Annotated in this window: 26 protein-coding genes; 15 read left to right on the top strand and 11 right to left on the bottom strand. The window is 72.3% G+C overall.

What is annotated here, in order from left to right; translation table 11 throughout:
• Window positions 1–21: 21 nt before the first annotated feature.
• The 3 genes from ACFWNV_RS07870 to ACFWNV_RS07860 all read right to left on the bottom strand — a co-directional run bounded on the left by ACFWNV_RS07870 (window position 22) and on the right by ACFWNV_RS07860 (window position 4,981).
• Window positions 22–3,033 carry an AAA family ATPase gene (locus tag ACFWNV_RS07870; protein WP_383942151.1) on the bottom strand — a complete coding sequence of 1,004 codons (3,012 nt, stop codon included), beginning with the start codon at window positions 3,031–3,033 and terminating at the stop codon, window positions 22–24.
• Window positions 3,030–4,202, bottom strand: coding sequence for an exonuclease SbcCD subunit D (locus ACFWNV_RS07865; RefSeq protein WP_383942148.1), 1,173 nt, complete (start codon window positions 4,200–4,202; stop codon window positions 3,030–3,032). The genes ACFWNV_RS07870 and ACFWNV_RS07865 overlap by 4 nt, the downstream gene beginning before the upstream one ends.
• 152 nt (window positions 4,203–4,354) lie before the next feature.
• Window positions 4,355–4,981 carry a YigZ family protein gene (locus ACFWNV_RS07860; protein WP_383942145.1) on the bottom strand — a complete coding sequence of 209 codons (627 nt, stop codon included), beginning with the start codon at window positions 4,979–4,981 and terminating at the stop codon, window positions 4,355–4,357.
• A 111-nt stretch (window positions 4,982–5,092) separates the two neighbouring features.
• Between ACFWNV_RS07860 and ACFWNV_RS07855 the strand changes: the two genes are divergently transcribed.
• Window positions 5,093–5,497, top strand: coding sequence for a CoA-binding protein (locus tag ACFWNV_RS07855; protein ID WP_383942142.1), 405 nt, complete (start codon window positions 5,093–5,095; stop codon window positions 5,495–5,497).
• 173 nt (window positions 5,498–5,670) lie between these two features.
• A complete protein-coding gene (locus ACFWNV_RS07850; protein ID WP_383942139.1) occupies window positions 5,671–5,904 on the top strand; it encodes a hypothetical protein in 234 nt (77 codons plus the stop codon).
• 4 nt (window positions 5,905–5,908) lie between these two features.
• Here the strand turns inward: ACFWNV_RS07850 and ACFWNV_RS07845 are convergent, their stop codons facing one another.
• Window positions 5,909–6,490, bottom strand: a complete 582-nt coding sequence (locus ACFWNV_RS07845) for a helix-turn-helix domain-containing protein (protein ID WP_383942283.1) — start codon at window positions 6,488–6,490, stop codon at window positions 5,909–5,911.
• Between the two features lie 126 nt (window positions 6,491–6,616).
• On the opposite strand from ACFWNV_RS07845, the gene ACFWNV_RS07840 reads away from it, so the two are divergent.
• Together ACFWNV_RS07840 and ACFWNV_RS07835 are read left to right on the top strand one after the other, a co-directional pair.
• Entirely contained in the window at window positions 6,617–7,486 is an 870-nt protein-coding gene (locus tag ACFWNV_RS07840; protein WP_383942135.1) for an EamA family transporter, read from the top strand.
• A gap of 140 nt (window positions 7,487–7,626) precedes the next feature.
• Window positions 7,627–8,073 carry a hypothetical protein gene (locus ACFWNV_RS07835; RefSeq protein ID WP_383942133.1) on the top strand — a complete coding sequence of 149 codons (447 nt, stop codon included), beginning with the start codon at window positions 7,627–7,629 and terminating at the stop codon, window positions 8,071–8,073.
• 43 nt (window positions 8,074–8,116) lie between these two features.
• Here the strand turns inward: ACFWNV_RS07835 and ACFWNV_RS07830 are convergent, their stop codons facing one another.
• Window positions 8,117–8,875 (bottom strand): acyltransferase, encoded by a 759-nt coding sequence (locus tag ACFWNV_RS07830; RefSeq protein WP_383942130.1) that lies wholly within the window; start codon window positions 8,873–8,875, stop codon window positions 8,117–8,119.
• Window positions 8,876–9,001: 126 nt separating this feature from the next.
• Here ACFWNV_RS07830 and ACFWNV_RS07825 point away from each other — a divergent pair, with 126 nt between their 5' ends.
• The gene (locus ACFWNV_RS07825) at window positions 9,002–9,553 is read left to right on the top strand and encodes a gamma carbonic anhydrase family protein (RefSeq protein ID WP_383942127.1); all 552 of its coding nucleotides are present in this window, start codon (window positions 9,002–9,004) and stop codon (window positions 9,551–9,553) included.
• Between the two features lie 98 nt (window positions 9,554–9,651).
• On the opposite strand, the gene ACFWNV_RS07820 is transcribed toward ACFWNV_RS07825, so the two are convergent.
• Complete coding sequence (locus ACFWNV_RS07820) at window positions 9,652–10,359, bottom strand: DedA family protein (RefSeq protein WP_383942124.1); 708 nt, start codon at window positions 10,357–10,359, stop codon at window positions 9,652–9,654.
• Window positions 10,360–10,419: 60 nt separating this feature from the next.
• Window positions 10,420–12,945, bottom strand: coding sequence for a beta-glucosidase (locus tag ACFWNV_RS07815; RefSeq protein ID WP_383942122.1), 2,526 nt, complete (start codon window positions 12,943–12,945; stop codon window positions 10,420–10,422).
• Window positions 12,946–13,111: 166 nt separating this feature from the next.
• Between ACFWNV_RS07815 and ACFWNV_RS07810 the strand changes: the two genes are divergently transcribed.
• Together ACFWNV_RS07810 and ACFWNV_RS07805 are read left to right on the top strand one after the other, a co-directional pair.
• Window positions 13,112–13,336: a hypothetical protein gene (locus tag ACFWNV_RS07810; RefSeq protein WP_383942119.1), complete on the top strand. Its 225-nt coding sequence runs from the start codon at window positions 13,112–13,114 to the stop codon at window positions 13,334–13,336.
• 59 nt (window positions 13,337–13,395) lie between these two features.
• Window positions 13,396–13,590 (top strand): hypothetical protein, encoded by a 195-nt coding sequence (locus tag ACFWNV_RS07805; protein WP_383942116.1) that lies wholly within the window; start codon window positions 13,396–13,398, stop codon window positions 13,588–13,590.
• A 116-nt stretch (window positions 13,591–13,706) separates the two neighbouring features.
• Here ACFWNV_RS07805 and ACFWNV_RS07800 read toward each other — a convergent pair whose 3' ends face one another.
• The gene (locus ACFWNV_RS07800) at window positions 13,707–14,249 is read right to left on the bottom strand and encodes a hypothetical protein (RefSeq protein ID WP_383942113.1); all 543 of its coding nucleotides are present in this window, start codon (window positions 14,247–14,249) and stop codon (window positions 13,707–13,709) included.
• A 218-nt stretch (window positions 14,250–14,467) separates the two neighbouring features.
• On the opposite strand from ACFWNV_RS07800, the gene ACFWNV_RS07795 reads away from it, so the two are divergent.
• The 6 genes from ACFWNV_RS07795 to ACFWNV_RS07770 all read left to right on the top strand — a co-directional run bounded on the left by ACFWNV_RS07795 (window position 14,468) and on the right by ACFWNV_RS07770 (window position 17,752).
• Window positions 14,468–15,358: a hypothetical protein gene (locus ACFWNV_RS07795; protein WP_383942111.1), complete on the top strand. Its 891-nt coding sequence runs from the start codon at window positions 14,468–14,470 to the stop codon at window positions 15,356–15,358.
• Between the two features lie 13 nt (window positions 15,359–15,371).
• The gene (locus ACFWNV_RS07790; protein WP_383942108.1) at window positions 15,372–15,689 is read left to right on the top strand and encodes a hypothetical protein; all 318 of its coding nucleotides are present in this window, start codon (window positions 15,372–15,374) and stop codon (window positions 15,687–15,689) included.
• A 129-nt stretch (window positions 15,690–15,818) separates the two neighbouring features.
• Entirely contained in the window at window positions 15,819–16,025 is a 207-nt protein-coding gene (locus ACFWNV_RS07785; protein WP_383942105.1) for a hypothetical protein, read from the top strand.
• Between the two features lie 178 nt (window positions 16,026–16,203).
• Window positions 16,204–16,623, top strand: coding sequence for a hypothetical protein (locus tag ACFWNV_RS07780; RefSeq protein ID WP_383942104.1), 420 nt, complete (start codon window positions 16,204–16,206; stop codon window positions 16,621–16,623).
• Window positions 16,624–16,957: 334 nt separating this feature from the next.
• Window positions 16,958–17,089 (top strand): hypothetical protein, encoded by a 132-nt coding sequence (locus ACFWNV_RS07775; protein WP_383942101.1) that lies wholly within the window; start codon window positions 16,958–16,960, stop codon window positions 17,087–17,089.
• A 141-nt stretch (window positions 17,090–17,230) separates the two neighbouring features.
• Window positions 17,231–17,752 (top strand): fibronectin type III domain-containing protein, encoded by a 522-nt coding sequence (locus ACFWNV_RS07770; protein WP_383942098.1) that lies wholly within the window; start codon window positions 17,231–17,233, stop codon window positions 17,750–17,752.
• A 62-nt stretch (window positions 17,753–17,814) separates the two neighbouring features.
• Here ACFWNV_RS07770 and ACFWNV_RS07765 read toward each other — a convergent pair whose 3' ends face one another.
• Together ACFWNV_RS07765 and ACFWNV_RS07760 are read right to left on the bottom strand one after the other, a co-directional pair.
• Window positions 17,815–18,357 carry a hypothetical protein gene (locus ACFWNV_RS07765; protein ID WP_383942095.1) on the bottom strand — a complete coding sequence of 181 codons (543 nt, stop codon included), beginning with the start codon at window positions 18,355–18,357 and terminating at the stop codon, window positions 17,815–17,817.
• Between the two features lie 100 nt (window positions 18,358–18,457).
• A complete protein-coding gene (locus ACFWNV_RS07760) occupies window positions 18,458–18,739 on the bottom strand; it encodes a hypothetical protein (RefSeq protein ID WP_383942092.1) in 282 nt (93 codons plus the stop codon).
• A gap of 204 nt (window positions 18,740–18,943) precedes the next feature.
• Between ACFWNV_RS07760 and ACFWNV_RS07755 the strand changes: the two genes are divergently transcribed.
• A complete protein-coding gene (locus tag ACFWNV_RS07755; RefSeq protein WP_383942090.1) occupies window positions 18,944–19,138 on the top strand; it encodes a hypothetical protein in 195 nt (64 codons plus the stop codon).
• Between the two features lie 134 nt (window positions 19,139–19,272).
• On the opposite strand, the gene ACFWNV_RS07750 is transcribed toward ACFWNV_RS07755, so the two are convergent.
• A complete protein-coding gene (locus ACFWNV_RS07750; protein ID WP_383942089.1) occupies window positions 19,273–19,725 on the bottom strand; it encodes a DUF4442 domain-containing protein in 453 nt (150 codons plus the stop codon).
• A 95-nt stretch (window positions 19,726–19,820) separates the two neighbouring features.
• On the opposite strand from ACFWNV_RS07750, the gene ACFWNV_RS07745 reads away from it, so the two are divergent.
• Window positions 19,821–20,882: a hypothetical protein gene (locus ACFWNV_RS07745; protein WP_383942085.1), complete on the top strand. Its 1,062-nt coding sequence runs from the start codon at window positions 19,821–19,823 to the stop codon at window positions 20,880–20,882.
• The last annotated feature ends 25 nt before the right edge of the window (window positions 20,883–20,907 follow it).

Here is a 20,907-nt window from a genome sequence, read left to right as displayed (position 1 = left end):
CCACGGTCGGGCGGACCGGGTTCAGCCCGTTCCGCCCGCCGTGCGGTGCCGCACCACCGAGCCTCCGCGCTGCTTGACGATCTCCAGCTGGGCCTGCACCCGGGTCCGCAGGTCGGCGACGTGGCTGACGATGCCGACGCTGCGGTCGCGCTCGCGCAGCGAGTCCAGTACGTCGAGCACCTCGTCCAGCGCCTGGTCGTCGAGGCTGCCGAAGCCCTCGTCGATGAAGAGGGTGTCGAGCCGCATGCCGCCCGCCTCGTCGGTGACCACGTCGGCCAGGCCCAGCGCGAGGGCGAGCGAGGCGAAGAAGGTCTCGCCGCCGGACAGCGTGGCGGTGTCCCGCTCGCTGCCCGTCCAGGCGTCGACCACGTGCAGCCCGAGCCCGGAACGCCCGCGTCCGCTCGCCTTGGCGTCGGAGTGCAGCAGGGTGTAGCGGCCGCCCGACATGCGCAGCAGCCGTACCGTCGCCGCGGCGGCGACCTGCTCCAGCCGGGCCGCGAGCACGTAGGCCTCCAGCCGCATCTTGCGCTCGTTGTCCGCGGAGGTGCCCGCGGTGAGTCCGGCCAGCCGGGCCACCCGCTCGTAGGCCTCGCGCAGCGGTCCCAGGGAGCGCAGCTCCCGCTCCGCCTGGAGGGAGAGCCCGTCGAGGTCCTTGCACCGGACCCGGGACGCGTCCACGGCGGACCCGGCCGTACGAAGCTTCGCCGCGGCCAGCGCCGCGTACGCCTCGGCCGCCTCCGGCGCGGCCGGGGGCAGGGCCGCCGCCGCGGCGGTGTCGGCCTCGCCGAGGCGGTCGGCCAGCATGGCCTCCTCCGCCTGCCAGGTGTCGGTGCGGCGTTGGAGCGCGCTGCGTTCGTATTCGGGGAGCACGGCCCGGGCCGCCTCGTCGGTGGTGTCGAAGCCCGCCTTGAAGGCGGCGTCGGCGAGCTGGTCGTCGGCCTCCTTCAGCCGGGCGGCGGTGGTCTCGGCCCGGCGCAGCGAGGCGGCCGCCGCCGTGACCATGCGGACCCGGTCCTCCAGGACTCCGGCGCGGGCCGCGACGCTGGGGGCGTCGGCCCGTACGAGGGCCAGCTCCGCTTCCAGCGAGGCCTGCTCCCGGTCGAGCGCCTCGCGCCGCGAAGCCCTCGCCGCGGCCCGGGCCTCGGCTTCGCTCCGCTCGGCGCTGCGCACCGCGTGCTCCCGCTCCGCGCGGGCCAGCCGCTCGCGGGCGGTGTGCAGTCCGGCGGCAGCGGCGTGCGCCTCGGCGTGACGGGAACTCAGCCCGGCGGTGAGTTCCAGGAGCTCGGCGGTGGTGGCCTCTCCCGCGGCGGCGGCGGCCTCGGCGCGGGCCTCCCGGACGGCGGCCAGCCTGCGCTCGACGCCGGCCCTGCGCTCCTCGGCCCCCTCGAAGCGGGCGTGCGCCGCCTCCTCCGCGGCCCGGTCGACGTGACCGGGGGCGGGCCGGGCCGGAGCGGGATGCTCCGCGGCCCCGCACACGGTGCAGGGCTCGCCTTCCACCAGGGCGGCGGCGAGCTCCGCGGCGATCCCGCGCAGCCGGGTCTCCTTGAGCTCCAGCCAGCGCTCCCGGGCGACGGCCGACTCCTCGCGCGCGGTGAGCAGTTCGCCGGAGGCCTGCTCCGCGTCGGCGTCGAGGGCGTCGCGCCGGCGGGCGGCGTGCAGGTGCAGCCGGGCGGGCTCCAGCTTGCCGGCGAGCTGCTCGGCCAGGGTCGCGGCCTGCTGGGCGGCGTCCGCGCGCCCGGCGAGCTCGGTCCGGGTGGCGTCCCAGCGGCCGAGCCAGTCGGCGGTCTCGTGCTGCTGCTCCTCGGCGGCCCGGGACTCCCGTTCCAGGTCGGCGCGTTCGCGGCCGATCTCGGCGCTGCGCTGCTCGGCGCGGCGGGCGGCTCCGAGCGCTCCGAGATCCTCGCGCAGCCGCTGCTCGACCGCGGCCAGCTGCTCGGTGCCCGCCTCGGCGAGCTGCGGCGGCAGCTCCGCCCGGGCCACCGACTCCGCGTGCGCGGCGGCCATGTGGGCGCCGGCGGCGGCTCCGCGCAGCTCCAGGGCGGGGGCGACGAGGGCTCCGCGCCGGGCCCGGTCGAGCAGGGCCCGCACCCGCTCCCGCTCCGGACCGGCCTCGGTGAGCAGGGCCGCCCGCCGGGTGGTCTCCGTGTGCCGGTGTTGCAGCCGGTCGAGCTCCCGCGCCTCTTCGGCGGCCCGCCGGGCGGCGTGGTAGCGCCCCTCGACGGCGGCGAGGGCGTACTCGGCGACGGTGAGCCGCTCCCGGGCGGAGCAGCGCGCGACGGCCGCCCAGGCGCGGATCGCCCCGGCCAGCCCGGGGTCGCCCGGCTGGTGCCGGGGCAGCGGCCAGGCCCGCAGGTCTGCGGCGTCCCCGGCGGCCTGGGCGAGCCGCTGGGCGGTGTGCAGCACCTGCTCGTCACCGGCGCGGACCTTGGCCTCGGCGGCGCGGCGGCGCTCGCCCAGCAGGGTTTCGACGGCGGCGAACCGGCGGGTGTCGAAGAGCCGGCCCAGCAGCCGGCCGCGCGCCACCTCGTCGGCGCGCAGGAAGCGCGCGAACTCGCCCTGCGGCAACAGCACGACCTGGCAGAACTGCTCGCGGCTCATGCCGAGCAGCTGCTCGATCTCCTCGCCGATCTCCTGATGGGACCGGCTCAGCGCGCTCCAGCCCTCCCCGTCGAACTCGCGGAGCCAGCTCTGCGCCTTGTCCTTCGTCGTCCCGGTGCCGCGCTTCTTGGGCCGGTCCTGTTCGGGGCGCCGGGTGATCTCCAGGCGCCGTCCGCCCGCGGTGAGTTCGAGGGTGATCTCGGTCGGGGTGTCGGCAGCCGCGTGGTCGCTGCGCAGACTGGTGCCCGGGGCCTGCCGGGAGCCGGGGACGGACCCGTAGAGGGCGTAGCAGACGGCGTCCAGGACGGAGGTCTTGCCCGCGCCGGTGGGACCGTGCAGCAGGAAGATCCCGGCGCCGGAGAGGGCGTCGAAGTCGATCTCCTGGGGTTCGGCGAAGGGCCCGAAGGCGGTGATGCGCAGCCGGTGCAGCCTCATCGGTGGGTCTCCTGCCGGCTGTCCTCGGCCCGTACCTCGTCGAAGGCACCTTGGAGCACGTCCCGCTCGGCCTCGTCGGAGAAGCCGCCGCCCCCGCGCACGTGGGCGACGAAGTCCTCGGCGATCTCCCGGTCGCTGCGCCCCTTGAGCCGCTGGGCATAGGACCCGCCGGTGTCCTCGCTGCGGCCCTCGGGGTCGAAGGCGAGGCTGAGGGTGTGCGGGAAGCGGGCGGCGAGCCGGGCCATGGGGTCCTCGGGCCGGACGGCGTCGGTGAGGGTGGCCTCCAGCCAGCAGTCCTCGTACCGGGCGTACGCCCCCTCGGACAGCAGCTCCTCCAGCGGCCCCCGCACCCGGGCCAGGCCGCGCGGCACGGGGGTGTCGACCCGCTCGGCACTCACGATCTCCCCGGCCTCCCCCATCTCCACGAGCCACATGCTCTTGCGCTGATCGGCTTCGGAGAAGGAGTAGGCGAGCGGGGAACCGGAGTAGCGAACGCGTTCGTTGATCGTCTGGCAGCCGTGCAGGTGCCCCAGCGCGGCGTAGTCGACCCCGTCGAACACGGAGGCCGGCACGGCCTCGACGCCCCCGACGGTGATGTCGCGCTCACTGTCGCTGGCCTGCCCGCCGGTCACGAAGGCATGGGCGAGCACGACGGACCGCGTCCCGGGCGCCCGCCCGGCCAGATCCGCCCGGATCCGGTCCATGGCCGCACCGAGCACGGCCTCGTGGCTCACCTTCGAGGCTCCGAACTCGTCCCTCACCAGCGCGGGCTCCAGGTACGGCAGCCCGTACAACGCCACGTCACCGTGTACGTCGGCCAGCACCACGGGGTCGGCGCACCCGGCGGGATCGGTCCTGAGGTGAATCCCGGCCCGCCCGATGAGCCCGGCCCCGACTCCGAGGCGGCGGGCGGAGTCGTGGTTCCCGGAGATCATCACCGTGGGCACACCAAGATCGGCGAGCCGGTGCAGGGCCTGGTCGTACAGCTCCACGGCAGGCAGCGGCGGCACGGCCCGGTCGTACACGTCACCGGCAACCAGCACGGCATCGACCCCGTGCTCCCTGACGACCTCGACAAGGTGATCGATAAAAACAGCCTGAGCACCGAGCAGGTTCACCCGGTGAAAGCTCCGCCCCAGATGCCAGTCGGAGGTATGCAGGAACTTCACTCGCCGGCACCGCCGCGCATACCGTCTCCCCCTGCTGGATGACCTCGCCGGCCGGACCGCACCGGCCGGACCCTGAACCCCTCTACGCTAACGCCTCCCCGGGGCCGCTCCGCCCCCTTCGTCCCTTCGGCCCGTCGTCCCCCTCGGGTCGCTCAGGGTGCGTACGTCTCCCCGCCCGGGGTGAGGGTGGCGCTGCCGGCGGTGCTGTCGGCGAGCCAGGCCTCGAAGGCGGGGAGATCCGTCTCGGGGAGGGCGATCTCGATCTCCACGGCGGCGCCGTAGCGCACGTCGAGCACGGTCCTGCCGGTGGAGCGCAGGTCGTTCTCGGTCTTGCCGGCCCGCTGGTGGTCGACGGTGACGGTGACCAGGCGGTACCGGTGCCGGGTGACGGTACCGAGGGTGTCGAGGGCCTCGCCGACCACCCCGCCGTAGGCGCGGATGAGCCCTCCGGCGCCGAGCTTCACGCCGCCGTAGTAGCGGGTGACGACGGCGACCGCGTAGCGGATGTCCCGGCGCGTGAGCATCTGCAGCATCGGCACCCCGGCGGTGCCGCCGGGTTCGCCGTCGTCGCTGGCCTTCTGCACGGAGGCGTCGGCGCCGATGACGTAGGCGTAGCAGTTGTGCGAGGCGGTGGGGTGCTCCTTGCGGATCCGGGCGACGAACTCCTGCGCCTCCCGCTCGGTCGCCGCGGGCGCGAGCGCGCACAGGAACCGGGAGCGGTTGATCTCGGACTCGTGCACGCCCTCGCGGGCCACCGTCACGTACTGGTCTGCCTTCACCCGTCCACCCTACGGGGAATCCGACATGCGTCTTTTCTGTTGATCGGGTGGGCGGCGACCAGCGGCCCGGTACAGCAGCAGCATGAGCGTCAGCACCAGGAGGCGGCACACGTGTACGGCGATCCGGCAACCATCCGCAAGATCCTCACCGAGCTCGGCGACACCTGGGCCGTGGTGGGCCTGTCCAACAACCAGGACCGGGCCGCGTACCGCGTGGCCGAGGTGCTCCAGCGGTACGGCAAGCGCGTGGTCCCCGTGCACCCCAAGGCCGAGACGGTCCACGGCGAGCAGGGCTACCCCTCGCTGGAGGCGATCCCGTTCAAGGTGGACGTGGTGGACGTCTTCGTGAACAGCGCCCTCGCGGGTGCGGTCGCCGACGAGGCCGTCGCGAAGGGGGCCGAGGCCGTCTGGTTCCAGCTGAACGTGGTCGACGAGGCCGCCGCCGCCCGTACCCGCGCCGCCGGGCTGGACATGATCATGGACCGCTGCCCGGCGATCGAGATCCCGGCCCTGTAGGGCTTCCGGGGGACTTCCGGGGGGCCTCGCGCCCTTCAACCCTTTCAACGCGACTCAGGTATCCAAACCACCCAAACGGTCCGAACTGGCGGCCCCGTTCGTGGAGTCCCTCATCGCGGGCGGCGTCTGCCATCCGGCTCGTACGGCTCCTGCACGCGGCCGGGCTGCGGACGGTGCTGATCTCGGGGAGCCCGTACGAGATCGTCCGACGCGCGCCGGCGGAGCTGGGCATCGGCGAGGCCCACGGCATGCGGGCCGAGTTCCGGCGCGGCCGCTGCGCCGGAGCCCTCACCACCACGCCGGCCCTGCCCGGCGGCAAGCGCGCGGCGCTGCGCACGGCGACGAAGGGCAGCCCCTTAGACCGCCGGAGCTCTTTCACCATCGGGCGCGCACGCGTGAACGCGTGAACGATCACGTGTGAGCGGTCACCGGCGGGATGGAGACCGCCATGGTCATCTCCATCGGACCGGGCCCCTCGTTCCGGTAGGCGTGCGCGGCGTCCGCCTCGAAGGAGACGGCCCCGCCGGCCGGGACGGCGTACGTCTCGCCGGCGACCACCAGCGTCAGCTCACCGACCGTGACGTGCAACATCTCGAAGGTGCCCGGCGGGTGCGGGTCCGAGGCGGTCCCCTCGCCGGGCTCCAGGCGGTAGGTCCACATCTCCACCGGGCCGCGCCGGTCGTCGCCGAGCAGCATGCTCGCGCCGCTGCCGCCCTCGGTGGACCACATCCGCACCCCCTGCCCCGGCAGCACCACCTGGACCCGCGGACCGCGGTCGTGGTCGAGCAGGGTGGTGATGCTGACGCCGAGGGCGTCGGCCAGTTTGACCGTCGTGCCGACACTGGGGTTCGTACGGGCCTGCTCGATCTGGATGATCATGCCGCGGCTCACCCCCGCCCGGGCGGCGAGGGCCTCCAGGGTGAACCCGCGCTCCCCGCGCCAGCGCTTGAGGTTGCGGCCGAGCGCCTGGGTGAGCTGTTCGAGGTCCGACACCGTTCCGTCCACTCCGTACAATATTTTGAATGACAGGGTTCAATAGACTGAACTATCGTGCGCTGTACTTCACGTGTACTGCATCGTGCACTCCACCGTTCAACGCACTGTACTGCGAGGCCCGCCATGACCGCCCTGTTCGCCTTGGCCACCGCCGCCCTGTGGGGCCTAGCCGACTTCGGCGGCGGGCTGCTGACCCGCCGGATACCGGCCCTCACGGTGGTCGTGGCCTCCCAGGTCCTCGCCGTCCTCGTGCTCGGCGCGGTGGTCCTGGGCACCGGCGCCTGGCGGGAGGCCGGACCTCAGCTCTGGTTCGCGGTGGGGGCGGGGCTGGTCGGTCCGGTGGCGATGCTCAGCTTCTACAAGGCGCTCGCCCTCGGCCCGATGGGCGTGGTCTCCCCGCTCGGATCCCTCGGCGTGGTCGTGCCGATGACCGCGGGGCTGCTCATGGGCGAGCGGCCCGGCGCCGCCCAGTTCGCCGGGATCGCGGTGGCCGTCGCGGGCATCGTCCTCGCGGGCGGACCCGAGCTGCGCGGCGCTCCGGTCCAGCGGCAGGCGGTCGTGCTCACCCTCGTCGCGGCCTTCGGCTTCGGCGCGGTGATGGCGCTGATCGCCCCCGCCTCCTCCACCGTTCCGGGCCTGTTCCTCGCCCTGTTCGTCCAGCGCGTCACCAACGTCGCCGTCGGCGGCACGGCCCTGTGGGTGCGGACCCGGCGCGGCGCCCCGGCCCTCCCGGCGGGTACGGGCGGCCGGCGGCTCCTCTGGGGGCTGCTGCCGGCGCTCGCCTTCGTCGGACTCGCCGACGTCGCGGCCAACGGCACCTACTCCATCGCCGCCCAGCACGGCCCGGTCACCACCGCCGCCGTGCTCTCCTCCCTCTACCCGGTGATCACCGCCCTGGCCGCCTTCGCCGTCCTCAAGGAACGCCTGCGCACCGTCCAGGCAGCGGGCGCGGGCCTGGCCCTCGCCGGCACGGTCCTCCTGGCGGCGGGCTAGGCCGTCTCTTTCGGATCTTGCTCGGCCGACAAGGTCCGAAAGAGACGGACCGGCCGCGCCAGTCGCCGCGCGGCGCTGCCGTACGTCACAGACCGGTGACAAGCACCACAGCACGCCCACGACCCGGACAGAGTGGCGCGATGCGCACACACCGCTCCGCCCTCGTCCTCGCCGCCACCGGCCTTCTCGCCCTCACGGGCTGCTCCGAGGTGGTCACCAGCGAGCCCAAGCCCGGCGCCAAGCCCGTCTCTTCGCCGTCCGCCGCTCCGAGCGTCGCCCCCACCAGCGCACCCGCACCCGCACCCGTGAGCAGCAAGCCCGCCACGCCGCCCGCAGCCCCCGCACCGGCACCCGCCCGGGCCGCAGTGCCCAACGGCGTCGGTCAGGTCCTGCAGACCGCCCAGGACAACGCGCAGGCCGCTGGGTTCTTCCTCCTCGGCTCCACCGACGCCCTCGGCCGGAGCCGCATGCAGGTCCTCGACCGGAACTGGAAGGTCTGCTCGCAGGCGCCCGCGGCCGGCACGCAGGCCGACACCAGCACGAAGATCGTGTTCAACACGGTCAAGCTCGAAGAAGCCTGCCCCTGACCCGCCGGCGTCTGCTGCCCGGCGGGTCAGACGGCAGCCGGCCTCACTCCGACTCCGCCATGTCCGCCAAGGCGCGCAGTTGTTCCGGGGTGACCCCGTCGGGGATCGGGACCGGGGCCGGGGTGCGCAGGGGGGGCTGCCAGCCCGTTTCGGGGTCCCAGCGGCGGACGATGCGGGCCGGGGCCCCCGCCACCACGGCGTGGTCCGGCACCTCGCCCCGTACGACGGCACCCGCCGCCACCACGACGTTGCGGCCCAGCCGCGCCCCGGGCAGGATCACCGCGCCGGTGCCCAGCCAGCAGCCCGGGCCGATCTCCACCGGGGCGCTGCGCGGCCACTGCTTTCCGACGGGCTGATGCGGGTCGTCGTAGCTGTGGTTGGTGGAGGTGATGTAGACCCCGGGACCGCAGAAGGTGTCGTTGCCGATCGTGATGCGGGTGTCGGCGATGACGTGGCTGTCGCGGCCGATGACCACGCCGTTGCCGAGGACCAGCATCGGCTCCGCGCCGAGGTCGAGGTCCGGCATCATCCCGGCGGTGAGCGTGACCTGTTCGCCGATGATGCAGTGGTCGCCGAGCCGGATCCAGGGTTCGCCGAAGACCGTGCCCTGCGGGAAGGCGAGCCGGGTGCCGTGCCCGATCGCGCCGAAGCGCAGCCCGCCGGGGGTCTGGGCGGTGACCGCGCCGGCCCGCTGCATCCAGCGCCAGCCCGCGTGGACCGCGCGCCCTGCGAGCCGGCGCCGCAGCGCCGTCAGGGAAGAGAGCGCCGTCAGAGAAGAGAACGTGTTCTGGTTCTTCGCCACCGGGTCACCGTAGCGCGCCGGGAGCCCGGGCCGCGCCGTGATCTTCACCCCATCCACGGGGCCCCGGGCGGCGTGGCCTACGGTTCCGGTAGCGCGACGCGACGTACCGGAAGAGGAAGAGATCACATGACGCAGCAGGCGGCCCAGGCACTCGTGGCGGGTGTCGGCGGGAAGAACCCCGAGATCGACCCGACGGCGTTCACCGCTCCCACCTCCGTCGTGGTCGGGGACGTGCGCCTCGGCGCGGGCGCGAGCATCTGGTACTCGGCGGTGCTCCGCGCCGACTGCGGCCCGATCACGCTCGGCGCCGACAGCAACGTGCAGGACAACTGCACCGTGCACGTGGACCCCGGTTTCCCGGTCTCCATCGGCGAGCGCGTCTCCATCGGGCACAACGCCGTCGTGCACGGCTGCACGGTCGAGGACGACTGCCTGATCGGGATGGGCGCGACGGTGCTCAACGGCGCGGTGATCGGCGCCGGCTCGCTGGTGGCCGCCCAGGCGCTGGTCCCGCAGGGCATGATCGTCCCGCCCGGTTCGCTGGTCGCGGGCGTCCCCGCGAAGGTGCGGCGCGAGCTGACCGAGGAGGAGCGCGAGGGCATCAAGGTCAACGCCCTCATGTACACCGAACTGGCCAAGCAGCACAGCGCCTCGGTGACCCCGGGCGCGGGCGCATAACGGGCGCCGCATCCCCGTGCTCGCCGGCGGCCGGCCGGTGAGCACGGTCAGTCGGTGAGCACGGCCGGCCGGTGAGCACGGCCGGCCGGTGAGCACCGTCAGTCGGTGAGCACCGTCGGAGCGGCCGAAGCCTGCCCCGGCACCGGAGCCGCGTCAGCGTCCGCAGCCGCGGCCGCCTCGGCCGCCTCGGCCCGCGCCGTCGCGGCCGCCTTCTTCATCCGGCTGCGCACCACCATGGTCATGGCGAGCCCGCAGGCGAGGGCCAGGGCGAGGGCCACCCACGAGAACCCCTTCAGCCACGGCTCGGCGACGATCCCGATCGAGTAGATGACGGCCGTCGTGCCGCCCGCCCACAGGATCCCGCCGAGGACGTTCGCGATGAGGAACCGCCAGTACGGCATGTGCAGGACGCCCGCCAGCGGCCCCGCGAAGATCCGCAGCAGCGCCACGAACCGCCCGAAGAAGACGGCCCACATGCCCCACTTCTCGAAGGAGCGCTCCGCGAGGGCCACCTGGTCCGGCCCGAAGTGCTTGGGGAAGCGCCGGCCCAGCCGCTCCAGCAGCGGCTTTCCGCCCTTGCGCCCGATCGCGTAGCCGATCGAGTCGCCCACGATCGCCCCGGCGGTCGCGCAGATGCCCAGCACCACGGGGTCGATGTGCCCCTGCTGCGAGGCCAGCAGCGCCGAGCTGACCAGGACGATCTCCCCCGGCAGCGGGATGCCGAGGCTTTCCAGTCCGATGACGAGCCCCACCAGGAGGTAGATGCTGACCGCCGGAATCGTCTCCAGCCATTCCTGGATGTGCACCGGTACGTCCTCCCGAGTTTTCCGCCCGGCCCGCCCCCTGTGGCGGACCGAACGGGCAGCCTATCCGGTCGCCACCACAGCCTTTGCCCGCAGCGGCAGTTCGCGCGAGGAACGCCCCGCGAACACCTCGCGGCGGCCGGTCCCCACCACCCAGGCGTCCCGCTCGGGATCCCAGCAGGACAGGGTGCGCGCGTCGATGTCCAGGACGATCCGCCGCGCCTCGCCGGGCTTGAGGGTGAGCCGCCGGTACCCGGCCAGTGCCCGGACCGGCTGGTCCAGTTTCAGGTCCGGGGACGGGCCCACGTAGACCTGGGCCACTTCGGTGCCCGTGCGGCGTCCGGTGTTGCGGACGGTGAACTCCACGCGCAGCCCGCCGTGCTTCCCGTGCGCGCCGCCGCGCCGGACCGCCAGCTTCTCGTAGGCCCAGGTCGTGTACGAGAGCCCGTGCCCGAAGGGGAACAGCGGAGCCACCCGCTGCTGGTCGTACCAGCGGTGCCCCACGTGCACCCCCTCGGTGTACTCCTGCCGCCCGCCGACCCCCGGATAGCGCACCGGGTCCGCGCCGACCGGGGTCGCCCGCTCCTCGGCCGGGAAGGTCTGGGTGAGGCGGCCGCCCGGGTCCGCGGCGCCGAAGAGCACGTCGGCGGTGGCGGCCGCGCCCTCCTGCCCCGGGTAGTACATCTGGAGGACCGCTCCGGTACGCGGGAGCCACGGCATGGTCGTACCGGAGGAGGTGTTGAGGACCACCGTGGTGCGCGGGTTGGCGGCGGCGACCGCCTCGATCAGCGCCGCCTGGCCGCCGGGGAGTCCCAGGGAGGTGCGGTCGGTGCCCTCGGTGGCGTCCTCGTAGGCGAACAGCACCACACTGCGGGCCGCCTTGGCCGCGGTGACGGCCTCGGCGAGGTCGGCGGCCCGGGTCGCCTTCGTGGTGTGCCGCAGCCGCAGCCGCTGTCCCTTGGGCCCGCCCTCGGCGAAGACGGAGAGGCGGTGTTCGCCCGCCTTGAGCGCGAGGGTGCGGCGGCGCACGGTGCGGCCGTCGGGTGCGGCGCCGAGCAGTCCGCCGGCGAACTGCTCGGCCGCGCCCTGCCGTACGGGGAAGAGTTCCTCCCCGTCGAGGCGGACGGCGGGCCGTTTCCCGGTGTAGTGGACGAGCAGGGTCCACTCGTCGTCGGCGGCGAGCCGGAAGGTGCCCTCGTAGCCCCAGGTGCGCCCGGGGGCCACCGCCCGGTCGTCGAGGCCGGCGTCGGGGGCCAGCAGTGCCGCCGGCAGTGGGCGCCCGTAGAGGTCCTCGCCGAGCGCGTAGCCCACCGTGGCGCCGCTGCCGGCCCGCCGCCGGATCTCGTCGAGGGGGGCGGCGGCCCTGTCCGGCACCACGTGGGCGCTGCCGCCGCCGCCGACGAAGGGGGTCCGCCCGGTGGGGCCGATCACGGCGACGGAGCGGGCGGCGGGGCCCGTCAGCGGCAGGGTGGCCCGCTCGTTGCGCAGCAGGACCGCTCCGGCGGTGGCGATCTGCCGTGCGGTGCGGGCCCCGGCGGCGGCGTCCCGGGCGGGGCGTGCGGCGGGGTGCCCGGCGAGCAGTCCGAAGCGGTCCATGGTGGTCAGGATCCGGCGTACGGCGAGGTCCACGGTGTCCTCGTGGACGGAGCCGCCGCGCACCGCCTCCCGCAGCGGGGCGCCGTAGTGGGTGCCCGCGGGCATCTCCATGTCGAGGCCGGCGCCGATCGAGGCGACGGTGCTGTGGGTGGCGTCCCAGTCCGACATCACCCAGCCGTCGAACCCCCAGCGCCCGCGGAGCAGTCCGTCGATGAGCGGTTTGTTCTCGCAGGCGTAGACCCCGTTGACCTTGTTGTAGGCGCCCATCACGGCGCCGGCCCCGGCGGCCACGGCGGCTTCGAAGCCCCGTAGCTCCGTCTCGTGGAGGGTCCGTTCGGCGGCGATCACGTCGACGGTGTCGCGGCCCTTCTCCTGGTTGTTGAGCGCGAAGTGCTTGACGGTGGCGATGAGCCCCTCGTCCTGGATGCCGCGGACGACCTCGGCGACCAGGTCGGCCGTCAGCTTCGGGTCCTCCGAGAAGGTTTCGAAGTTCCGCCCGGCGTACGGGGTGCGAATCAGGTTGGCCATGGGTGAGAGGAGCACGTCGATGCCGAGCGCGCGGCCCTCGCGGCCGATGACCCGGCCGTACGCGCGGGCGAGCGCCGGGTCGAAGGCGGAGGCGAGCAGGACCGGCGCGGGCAGCGCGGTGGCGGGCCGGGCGACGCGCACTCCCGCCGGACCGTCGGCGAGGCGGAGCGCGGGGATGCCCAGGCGGGCGATGCCCGGCACGTAGCCGGCCTGGCCGAGCGGTTCCGGGTCCGGGCCGCCGTGCAGCAGGACGGTCTTCTCCTCCAGGGTGAGCCGGTCCAGGAGGGCGTCGACCCGGGCGGTACTGCCGGCCGCGGGGGCGGCGGCGGGGGCCGCGCCGGAGCCGGAGGCCTTACGGGGCTGCGCGCCGGGCGGCGGCGCCGGTACGCAGGAGGCCGCCCCGAGGGCGGCGCCCATCGCCCCGAGGAGGCGCATCGCACGGCGTCTGGACACTGCCTCGCTCATGGGCGCTCCCTGCGGCGTGGGCATCGGCGTCAGGTGGCGGGAGCGGCCCGCGCCGGACCGCTCCCGCCGCCCACTGTGCGCCGATCGCCGCGCGGGCCCGCTTCAGGCGCGCCACCGCGCCGCCGATGTTCAGCCCTGCGGCGGCGGACGCGGGGTTCGGCCCTGTGTGCGCCGCCCGGCCCGGCCCGACACCCGAGTCTCCACCCCCCTGACCCTCGGCAACGACCGGCGGGCGGCCTACGCCGAGGCCGAGCGGCGCGAACTGGCTGCGGCCTGGCGACAGTCCCGTACCGACGCCGTCCCGCTGACCGAGGCCGAGTTCGTCACCAAGCACGACACGACCCTCCGGAAGCTACGCGCCGCCCAGGCCGACTTCCCCGACCTCCGATGAGGGGGAGTTCGATGTCCTGGCGATACCGCTGCGGAACCTGCGACACCACGTGGGGGTGGATGAGCCGACAGCACGCATCCGACCTCCGAGACCGGCACCGCGAAGAGCGTCACGGAGGCGGAACCCCCGGCAAAGAGGAATTCACCTCCGCCGCCCAGAGCGCCACCGACAACCCCACCGCGCTCTTGATCACCGGCGCCATCTTCGCCTTCGGCGCCCTCGCCTGGATCTGGCAGCAGATCACCGGCACCTGACCCGAACAGCCCTGTAGCCCCCGGCCCTACGCACCACCGCCGGGGGCTTCGTCGTATCCGGAAAGGACCGCATGAAGGACCCTCGGCCTGGCCGGCACACTTCGGGCAGCCCTTGATCAACAGTGCAGGTCTACCAATATCTGCACTGCGGCCCGCGTCCCGTCCTGCTGCACCGCCAGATCTGAGAGCAGGCTCTCCTCGGTGACAGGCTCCCCACCGAGATATGCGTGCTCACTCCGCCCCAACGAGGGATACCTCTTGTCCGGCCCTGACCGTGGGTCCATCTCGACCATGACGACGACGTTCAGCTTGTCGTGCACGACCCGGTTCCGGCGCTTGACGGCCTTGTCGATGCGCTCCAGCCGCACGCTCGTCGCGGTCCCCTCCACGGGGTCGAGCGCCTGGACGGCCGCCTTGTGCAGCGCCCCCGAGGTCATGATGGGCTTAAGGAGAGCAGGAGCGACCTCGGCGAGGATCGCGAGGAGCGCGCTATCGGTCTCCACCCCCTGAGCGGTCACGAGGCCCTGGATGTGGTTGTAGCGGGTCGCGTTGCCCCAGACGGGAGTCCCGTGCACTTCGGCGTACTCAGGCCACTCCTCGGAGAAGATCACGTCAGCCTTCATGACCTGCTCGCCGTAGCGCGGAATCTGATTCGTCATCAGGCAAGTATCCGGAACCGCTGGCCCGGTATCCAGGGAAATACGGTCGCCGCCTGCTTGCGAATCGTCACCTGCACTCTCCGGGCCAGCGGGGCTGTTTCACGTTCTGGACCCGTCTGGATTGACCAACGTTCAAGGTCTACTCTGCGCGGGCGCCAGCCGAAAGATCCCTTCTGCCGACGAAGGCCGCCTGTGCGCCCATCCAGACGAGGACCCCGATGACCACCCCCGAGCAGCCCTCCGCCCCCGAGACCCCGCAGCCCGCGTACGGCTACCCGCACCCCGAGTGGCCCGCACCCCCAACCGCACCCCCCGCCGCACCCGCCAAGGGATGGCGCCGCTCCGCGAAGATCGCCGCCGCGGTCACCACCGCAGCCCTGGTCATCGGGGGAACCGCCCTCACCACCCTGGCCCTCACCAACAACCCCGAAACCACCACCACCACGGGCAGCGACAAGGCGAGCGCACCCACCGACTACCGGGCCGACAACCTGAGCGCCGACGAGAAGGCGTTCTTCGACGTCATGTTCAACGAGTCCCGCAACAAGGACGAGCTGTCCAAGAAGACGGCCGCGGAGATAGCCCAGATGGTCACTTTGACCCGCCTGGCATGCGCGCTGCCCGAGGACGAGCGCGCCGACGCCCTCGCGAAGGACAAGCCCCCCACCAACTCCGACACGATCAACCAGGCGTTCAAGGAGCACCTGTGCAAGGGAGTCCCGGCGCCTCTGGAGACGCCGGCCGAGCCCACCAAGGAAGACCCGTCGCAGGGCCACACCGGTGACGTGGTCATCACCAAGGCCGGGAACAAGCCGGAGTACGGCACCAAGAAGTACGAGGCCGCCTACAAGATCACCAACTCCGGCACCCAGGCCGCCAGCTACTACATCAAGTTCGAAGCCTACGACAAGGACGGCGACTACCTCGGAGAGAGCTCCGCGACGGCCAAGCGGCTCGGGGTGGGCAAGTCGGAGACGGGTGAGGTCACCTTCTACGACCACACCATCAAGGAGCAGGACCCGGCCGTCATCGCCTCCGTGAAGGTCAAGGAAGTCACCTACTGCGACGAGACCTCCACCAACTACATGTGCTCCATGTTCAAGAACTGACCACCCAGACCGCTTGGCCGAACACAGCCGAAGCCCGCGCCTCGGCACCGAGCCGGCCAGCGGGGGCTTCGCCCTTTCGGGGCATTACCAACCCGGCACCCCAGCCGCATGCGGTGAGTACGGCCGTGAAGCCCGCGACGTCGAGCGGGCCGTCCACAACCACCTGCGGAAGACTCTCGGCCTCGGGCCTCACCTCGACTCCTCCGACATGGGCGCGGTCGGCGGGTGGACGGAGACCTACGACGCCGAGCTTGTCTCTCCGCCGGAGCTGGTGCGCCTTGTGGGGGACGCCGCGGAGCGGCTTGGCGTGGGGTGCAAGGTTTCCGCCTGAACGGGCGATGTCTGGAGCGCGCGGGCCCGGCGCTCGCGAAGGAAGCCCCTCCGGCCTACCGCCGGTAACATGCGTCCGGGCTGGCGCCCGTTCTCTTGGAGGGGACTCGTGGATACATCATCGCCGCATGTGCTGGAGCGTCCGGACACCGATGAGGAGAAGCCGGTGTGGGTGCTGGTGCGGGTGGGGGTCGACCGCTACCGCTACCACACCGACCTCCAGTGCCCAGCCCTGCAAGGCAAGCACGACACTGGCCGCCACTTGGAGCTGATGACCGAGGTGACGGCCCAGGGCCAGAAGCTCACCCAGTGCGGAAGGTGCCGCCGGCACGCGTAGGAAGATGCGGGGCCCTGCCTTCGGGCGGGGCCTTTCCGCATCTTCGTTCCTCCCGGCCGCGGTGCCGTACCTCTACGGGCAGGGGGACAGCGTCTTGGGGTCCCCCGGAAAGGGCTCCGGGCGTCCGATCCCTGGGACGGGTCTCCCGTCTTTGACCTGCGGAAGTTAGCCTCCCGCCGTGACATCTGACGACCCGTTGAACACGCAACAGACCCCGGGCTCCGAGCCCACCACCACCGACCAGAACAAGTTCACTCACGCCGAGCTGGCCGCTGCGCTCGTGAAGCCCGGCGAACTCACCCACATCGCATCCCGCGGCAGCTTCACCACCTCCCGCGCCTTCATACCCGTCGGGTTCCTCATGAGCGCCGCAGTCCTCGGACTCGGCGCGGTCATCGCGCTCGTCTACGCGAACACCACGGCCGGCGCTTCGCTCGAAGTCCTCACCTGCGAGTACCTGTGCGACGAGGTCACTGCCGCCGCCAAGACCCACGACACAGCCAACGCGTGGCTCACCTTCCTCGCCCCCGCCGCCGCCCTGTTCACCGCGCTCACCCTGTGGGCGTGGCCCATCGAGTACCGGCGCATCAACAACTGACACCCCACCCGCGAGAGCGGCAGCGACTGCCGCAGCAGGTTGTCGGGGGCGGGAGACGGCATCGTCGACTGGCGCGGAATCTGTGACGTCAAGTAACCGAACCGAACACCAAGAAGGAGCACAGTGATGCGCACCACCGAGGTAACCGTCCCCGGCCGCGGGAAGGTCACGATCTCCCGCCGGCAGGTCAAGGACGCAGCAGCCGCCATCCTGCCCGAGACGATCCAGACGTACAGCGTGGACATCGACGGCAAGACCGTAACCCCGCTCCCGTTGTTCAAGAAAATCCCTCGGGACCGAACGCACCCAGGACGGCCCGAACTCGCAGTACTGCATGAAGGCGCTGAACGAACTCGGCTTCGATACGTGGGAGCAAGACCCCGACGGCGCCAGCCCGCGTGAGCGCTGCGAGTACACCCCCAACGGAAACATCGTCGTCACCCGCGCCGGTTCCCGCAGCCGCTGACCCACCCCGCCGCGGGCCGCCCGATCCTTTCTTTCTCGGGTGAGTGGGTACGTGCCAGACCGGCACCTCTTCCCATGCGCAACATATGCCACTAATGGGAGAATTGGGGAAAGCATCCCTTTCTTCTCCCGAAGCGCCGCGATGCCGATCAAGGACAAGAAGACCAGCCTGAACATGGGCCTCGACCTGACGTCGGAGCCCTACGACATGGCGGGCCGCACTGAGCCGGAACCCGCCACCGTCGCCGAGCGCCTGGCCGACAGGGCTTCATGGAGCCCGCCGTACGGCTCCGGGCAGGTCCCGCCGGCCCCGCTCTGGAACCTCTCCGCCGACGGAACCCCGGTCTCGGGCGGCTGGCAGACCTCGCGCGAGATACAGCTCTGCTGGCGGTCGGGTGTCGGCGAGGCTGCCGGATCCGGCAGCTACAGCGGCACCGTCGGCCTCGACCTGGCCGGGATCAGCGGCCACAACCTCTACATGGCTGAAGGGGAGGATCCGATGCCCACCACGCCCACGAAGGTGCTGGGGCCACGCGTGAATGCCCTCGTGGACGGACTCAAGGCGGATGCCGAGTACCGGATCCAGATCGCCGCGTTCAGCCCCTCGGGGGTCGGCCCGAAGTCGGAGATCCTCACGATGAAGACGCAGGCCGCCGCGGCCTAGCCGGCGCGCACAGAAGCCCCCGCCAGATATCCGGGTCGAGGGCTTCTGCATGTCCGCGCGGGTTACCTCCGCTTCAGCCACCAGCGCTTGCCCCACGGGGTCAGCAGCGCGTGGTACCACCGGGCAGTCACGTCCAGGCGTGCCATCTCCGTGAACTCGTACAGCCCCATCAAGAGGAAGTCGCTGCTGACCACCTCGTCACCGCGTAGCTCGAAGGGGTACTCAGCACCCGGCTGGAGTGTTTTGCGCGTCAGCGTGGCCTTCCGCGTCAGCTTCATCCATTGGAGCTCCGCCTTCGGTCCGCCCTCGGTCGTGTCCACGCTCATGAGGTACGTGAACAGTTCGTTAGCAGCCGTACGAACATGTAGCGGCGCACGAATGTGTACCGCTTGCTGGGCAGCCAGCAGTTCGGTCACGGTGGACCGGTCAATCTCCCCGTCGAAGAAGAAGGCCGCGCACGCGGCGGTGAACCTGTCGTAGACGGCAGCCCGGTCCTCGCGGCGGCCGTGCTTGACCATGACGTACGGACTGGCCGCCGCCTGCGCCATGCGCACGGCGGCACCGGCCGCACGAGCTCCACCGGCGGCGGCGCTTATCGGTTCCATGGGGTCCCCTCCCTGTTGGTCCAGGGCATTCTGCACAGCCAGCGCGAGATCGGAAGAGTGATCCCGCAGCGCGGACACCTCTGGCTCGCAGCGGCGCGACCTACCGCCCGCCGCCCAGCGGCAGATAGACCGCGCCATCGTCGGGTCCGTCGTCCTCGTAGTGGTCCCTGTCCGCGGCGAACTCTGTGTCCTCGCCCTCGTCATCGTCTTCCGGGCAGGGATCCCGCTCACGCCAGGCACCGGCGTAGACGAGATCTTCGGCGCGGTCGTTGACCCGGGTTGTACGCGGGGGCGGTGTGGCGGAGGGTTCGGCGCGGCGCGGGGTCGGCTGCGGGGTGGCGCGGGCGCCTTCGAGGAGATAGCGCGTCAGATCACGGTCCATATTCCATATTTTGGGCACTCTGTCCCGATCCCGGTACCGCGTTCACCTGCCGCAGATCCCCCCTCAGGGGGCCCCCGAGAAGGTGCCGCTGATCTTCATGAACCCCGCCACCGGCGAGTTCCTGAACTTGAAGCGGATCAACGAGCTGCCGTGGAAGCGGGCGCTGGCCGCCGCGGGGGGTGATCCCGAACCCCCGAGAAGGAGGTGAAGGGCGCCTACGCTGCGGCCCCGGACGACGGGGTCTCGGCGCTGCGGCACTTCTTTGCCAGCAGCCACCTCGCGGCCGGCGAGTCCGTGATCGACGTGGCGGGCTGGACGGGCCACGAGGACCCGCTGGTGACGATCCGGCGGTACATCAGGGGGAACGGCTCGGCCGGAGTTCATGAGGGCTGCGACTGATCGTCTGCTCAGCTTACAGTGACTCAGGTCTCACCGGACCCGGTTGGGACGTACACATGCGTGCAGTGCAGGAAGGAGTGTGACCCGGATGTGCCCTCGTGAGACGCCTGTCACACTCCCCCGCAGGTCAGCCGTTACGAGTTCGGCCGGAGAGTCCACAGAACCGTCATCTCGCCCGTCACGGCCTCGTCCTCGCGCTGGATGGCGATGGTGACGGGGAACTCCGGGCGGCCGCCCGCGTCGAGTTCGGCGACGACCTCGGCGGCCGGGCGGCCGAGGGTGGCGGTGGCCGTGACGACGCCCTTGGCGAGCTTCTTGTAGCCGATCTCCGCGCTCACCGCGAGGGGCACGGCGCGCGAGAGCTGGTCGCCGAAGGCGGCCAGGACGATCGCGCCGCTCGCGGACTCCGCGAGGGTGAACATGGCGCCGGCGTGCGGGCCGCCGAGGTGGTTGTGGAAGTCCGGCTGGTCCGGGAGCCGGACGACGGCACGCTCGGGGGTGGTCTCCAGGAACTGGAGGTTCAGGGTCTTGGCCATCGGCACGGTCGCGGCGAGCAGTTCGCCCACGTTCATCTGTTCAGCGCTCATGGAACGCGATGTTACCCACGAGTAGACACCCTTGGCCATACCCGTCCGGGGGCGGCCGTGGCCCCCCGACCCCACTCCCACTATCGTTACCGGCCATGTGGCCAGGACAGCAGCAGCCGCCCGGGGGAGAACCCAACCCCCAGGACGCGCATCAGAACCCGTACCAGCAGCAGCCGGGAACGCCGAACCCGTACCAGCAGCAGCCGCCCACGGCGGCGTACGGGGAGCAGCAGCAGCCCGGCTACGGGTACCCGCAGCAGCCCCCCGCTCCGCAGGGTTGGGGCCAGCAGCCCCCGACGGTTCCCGTACCCCAGTGGGGCGGCACTCCGCCGCCCCCGCCCCCGCGCGGCGGGAGCCCGTTCTCGACCAGGACCGTGGCCATCGTGGCCGCCTCGGCCGTCGTCGTGGCGGCCGCCGCCACCGGGGCGTTCGTCCTGACCCGGGACGACGACACCACCAACCAGGCGGACGACAAGCCGAGCACCTCTGCCTCCGCCCCGGCCTCCCCGTCCGCGTCCGCCCCGGCGAGCCCGGGCGCGAACCCGCGCGGCGGCCCCGAGGTCAAGCCGGTGATCCCCGGCTGGAAGGTCGTCCTCAACCCGAAGTACGGCACCGCCTTCGACGTCCCGCCGGACTGGGAGGTCAAGTCCTCCGGCCTGTCCATCGGCTTCGAGGACGAGGCCAAGAACGACGGCTCGCCCCTCGTCATGATGGGAGGGCCCGCCTTCCTCAAGGAGGACTGGTGCAAGGTCGACGCCGACAAGGACGGCAAGGAGGAGTCGACCGGACTGGCGGCCACCGGAACCAAGGGCGGCATGGGTGCGAAGGGCACCGCCGAGGCCGCGTACAACGAGGCCGGCAACTGGGCCTTCGCCGCGTACGCGCAGAAGGCGCCGAAGGGCACCACCAAGGTGACCGAGGCGAAGGAGTACACGACCACCTCCGGGCTCAAGGGCCACATGGCGACCGCGACCGTCAGCGGCCTGCCCAAGGAGAACAAGTGCTCCAGTGACGGCAAGTCCGTCGCCTTCAGCTTCACGACCACCAACGGCGACCTCTCCACCTGGGTCCTCTACGGCGCCGCCGGCGTCCCGGGCGAAGTGAGCAAGGAAACCTACGAGAAGATCCTGAGCAGCGTCCGCCTCAACGCGGGCTGATCTCCACCACCTCCAGCCCCGGGCC

This window comes from Streptomyces sp. NPDC058401 (genome assembly GCF_042722885.1).
Taxonomy (GTDB): domain Bacteria; phylum Actinomycetota; class Actinomycetes; order Streptomycetales; family Streptomycetaceae; genus Streptomyces.
Note: the sequence above shows the minus strand (reverse complement) of the source record. Positions and strands in the feature narration are given on the sequence as shown.

Coding starts and splice junctions, on each gene's coding strand:
- ACFWNV_RS07870 (WP_383942151.1), bottom strand. CDS start 3,033: ATGAGGCTGCACCGGCTGCGCATCACCGCCTTCGGGCCCTTCGCCGAA.
- ACFWNV_RS07840 (WP_383942135.1), top strand. CDS start 6,617: ATGACCGCCCTGTTCGCCTTGGCCACCGCCGCCCTGTGGGGCCTAGCC.
- ACFWNV_RS07835 (WP_383942133.1), top strand. CDS start 7,627: ATGCGCACACACCGCTCCGCCCTCGTCCTCGCCGCCACCGGCCTTCTC.
- ACFWNV_RS07825 (WP_383942127.1), top strand. CDS start 9,002: ATGACGCAGCAGGCGGCCCAGGCACTCGTGGCGGGTGTCGGCGGGAAG.
- ACFWNV_RS07815 (WP_383942122.1), bottom strand. CDS start 12,945: ATGAGCGAGGCAGTGTCCAGACGCCGTGCGATGCGCCTCCTCGGGGCG.
- ACFWNV_RS07805 (WP_383942116.1), top strand. CDS start 13,396: ATGAGCCGACAGCACGCATCCGACCTCCGAGACCGGCACCGCGAAGAG.
- ACFWNV_RS07800 (WP_383942113.1), bottom strand. CDS start 14,249: ATGACGAATCAGATTCCGCGCTACGGCGAGCAGGTCATGAAGGCTGAC.
- ACFWNV_RS07795 (WP_383942111.1), top strand. CDS start 14,468: ATGACCACCCCCGAGCAGCCCTCCGCCCCCGAGACCCCGCAGCCCGCG.
- ACFWNV_RS07775 (WP_383942101.1), top strand. CDS start 16,958: ATGAAGGCGCTGAACGAACTCGGCTTCGATACGTGGGAGCAAGACCCC.
- ACFWNV_RS07770 (WP_383942098.1), top strand. CDS start 17,231: ATGCCGATCAAGGACAAGAAGACCAGCCTGAACATGGGCCTCGACCTG.
- ACFWNV_RS07765 (WP_383942095.1), bottom strand. CDS start 18,357: ATGGAACCGATAAGCGCCGCCGCCGGTGGAGCTCGTGCGGCCGGTGCC.
- ACFWNV_RS07760 (WP_383942092.1), bottom strand. CDS start 18,739: ATGGACCGTGATCTGACGCGCTATCTCCTCGAAGGCGCCCGCGCCACC.
- ACFWNV_RS07750 (WP_383942089.1), bottom strand. CDS start 19,725: ATGAGCGCTGAACAGATGAACGTGGGCGAACTGCTCGCCGCGACCGTG.
- ACFWNV_RS07745 (WP_383942085.1), top strand. CDS start 19,821: ATGTGGCCAGGACAGCAGCAGCCGCCCGGGGGAGAACCCAACCCCCAG.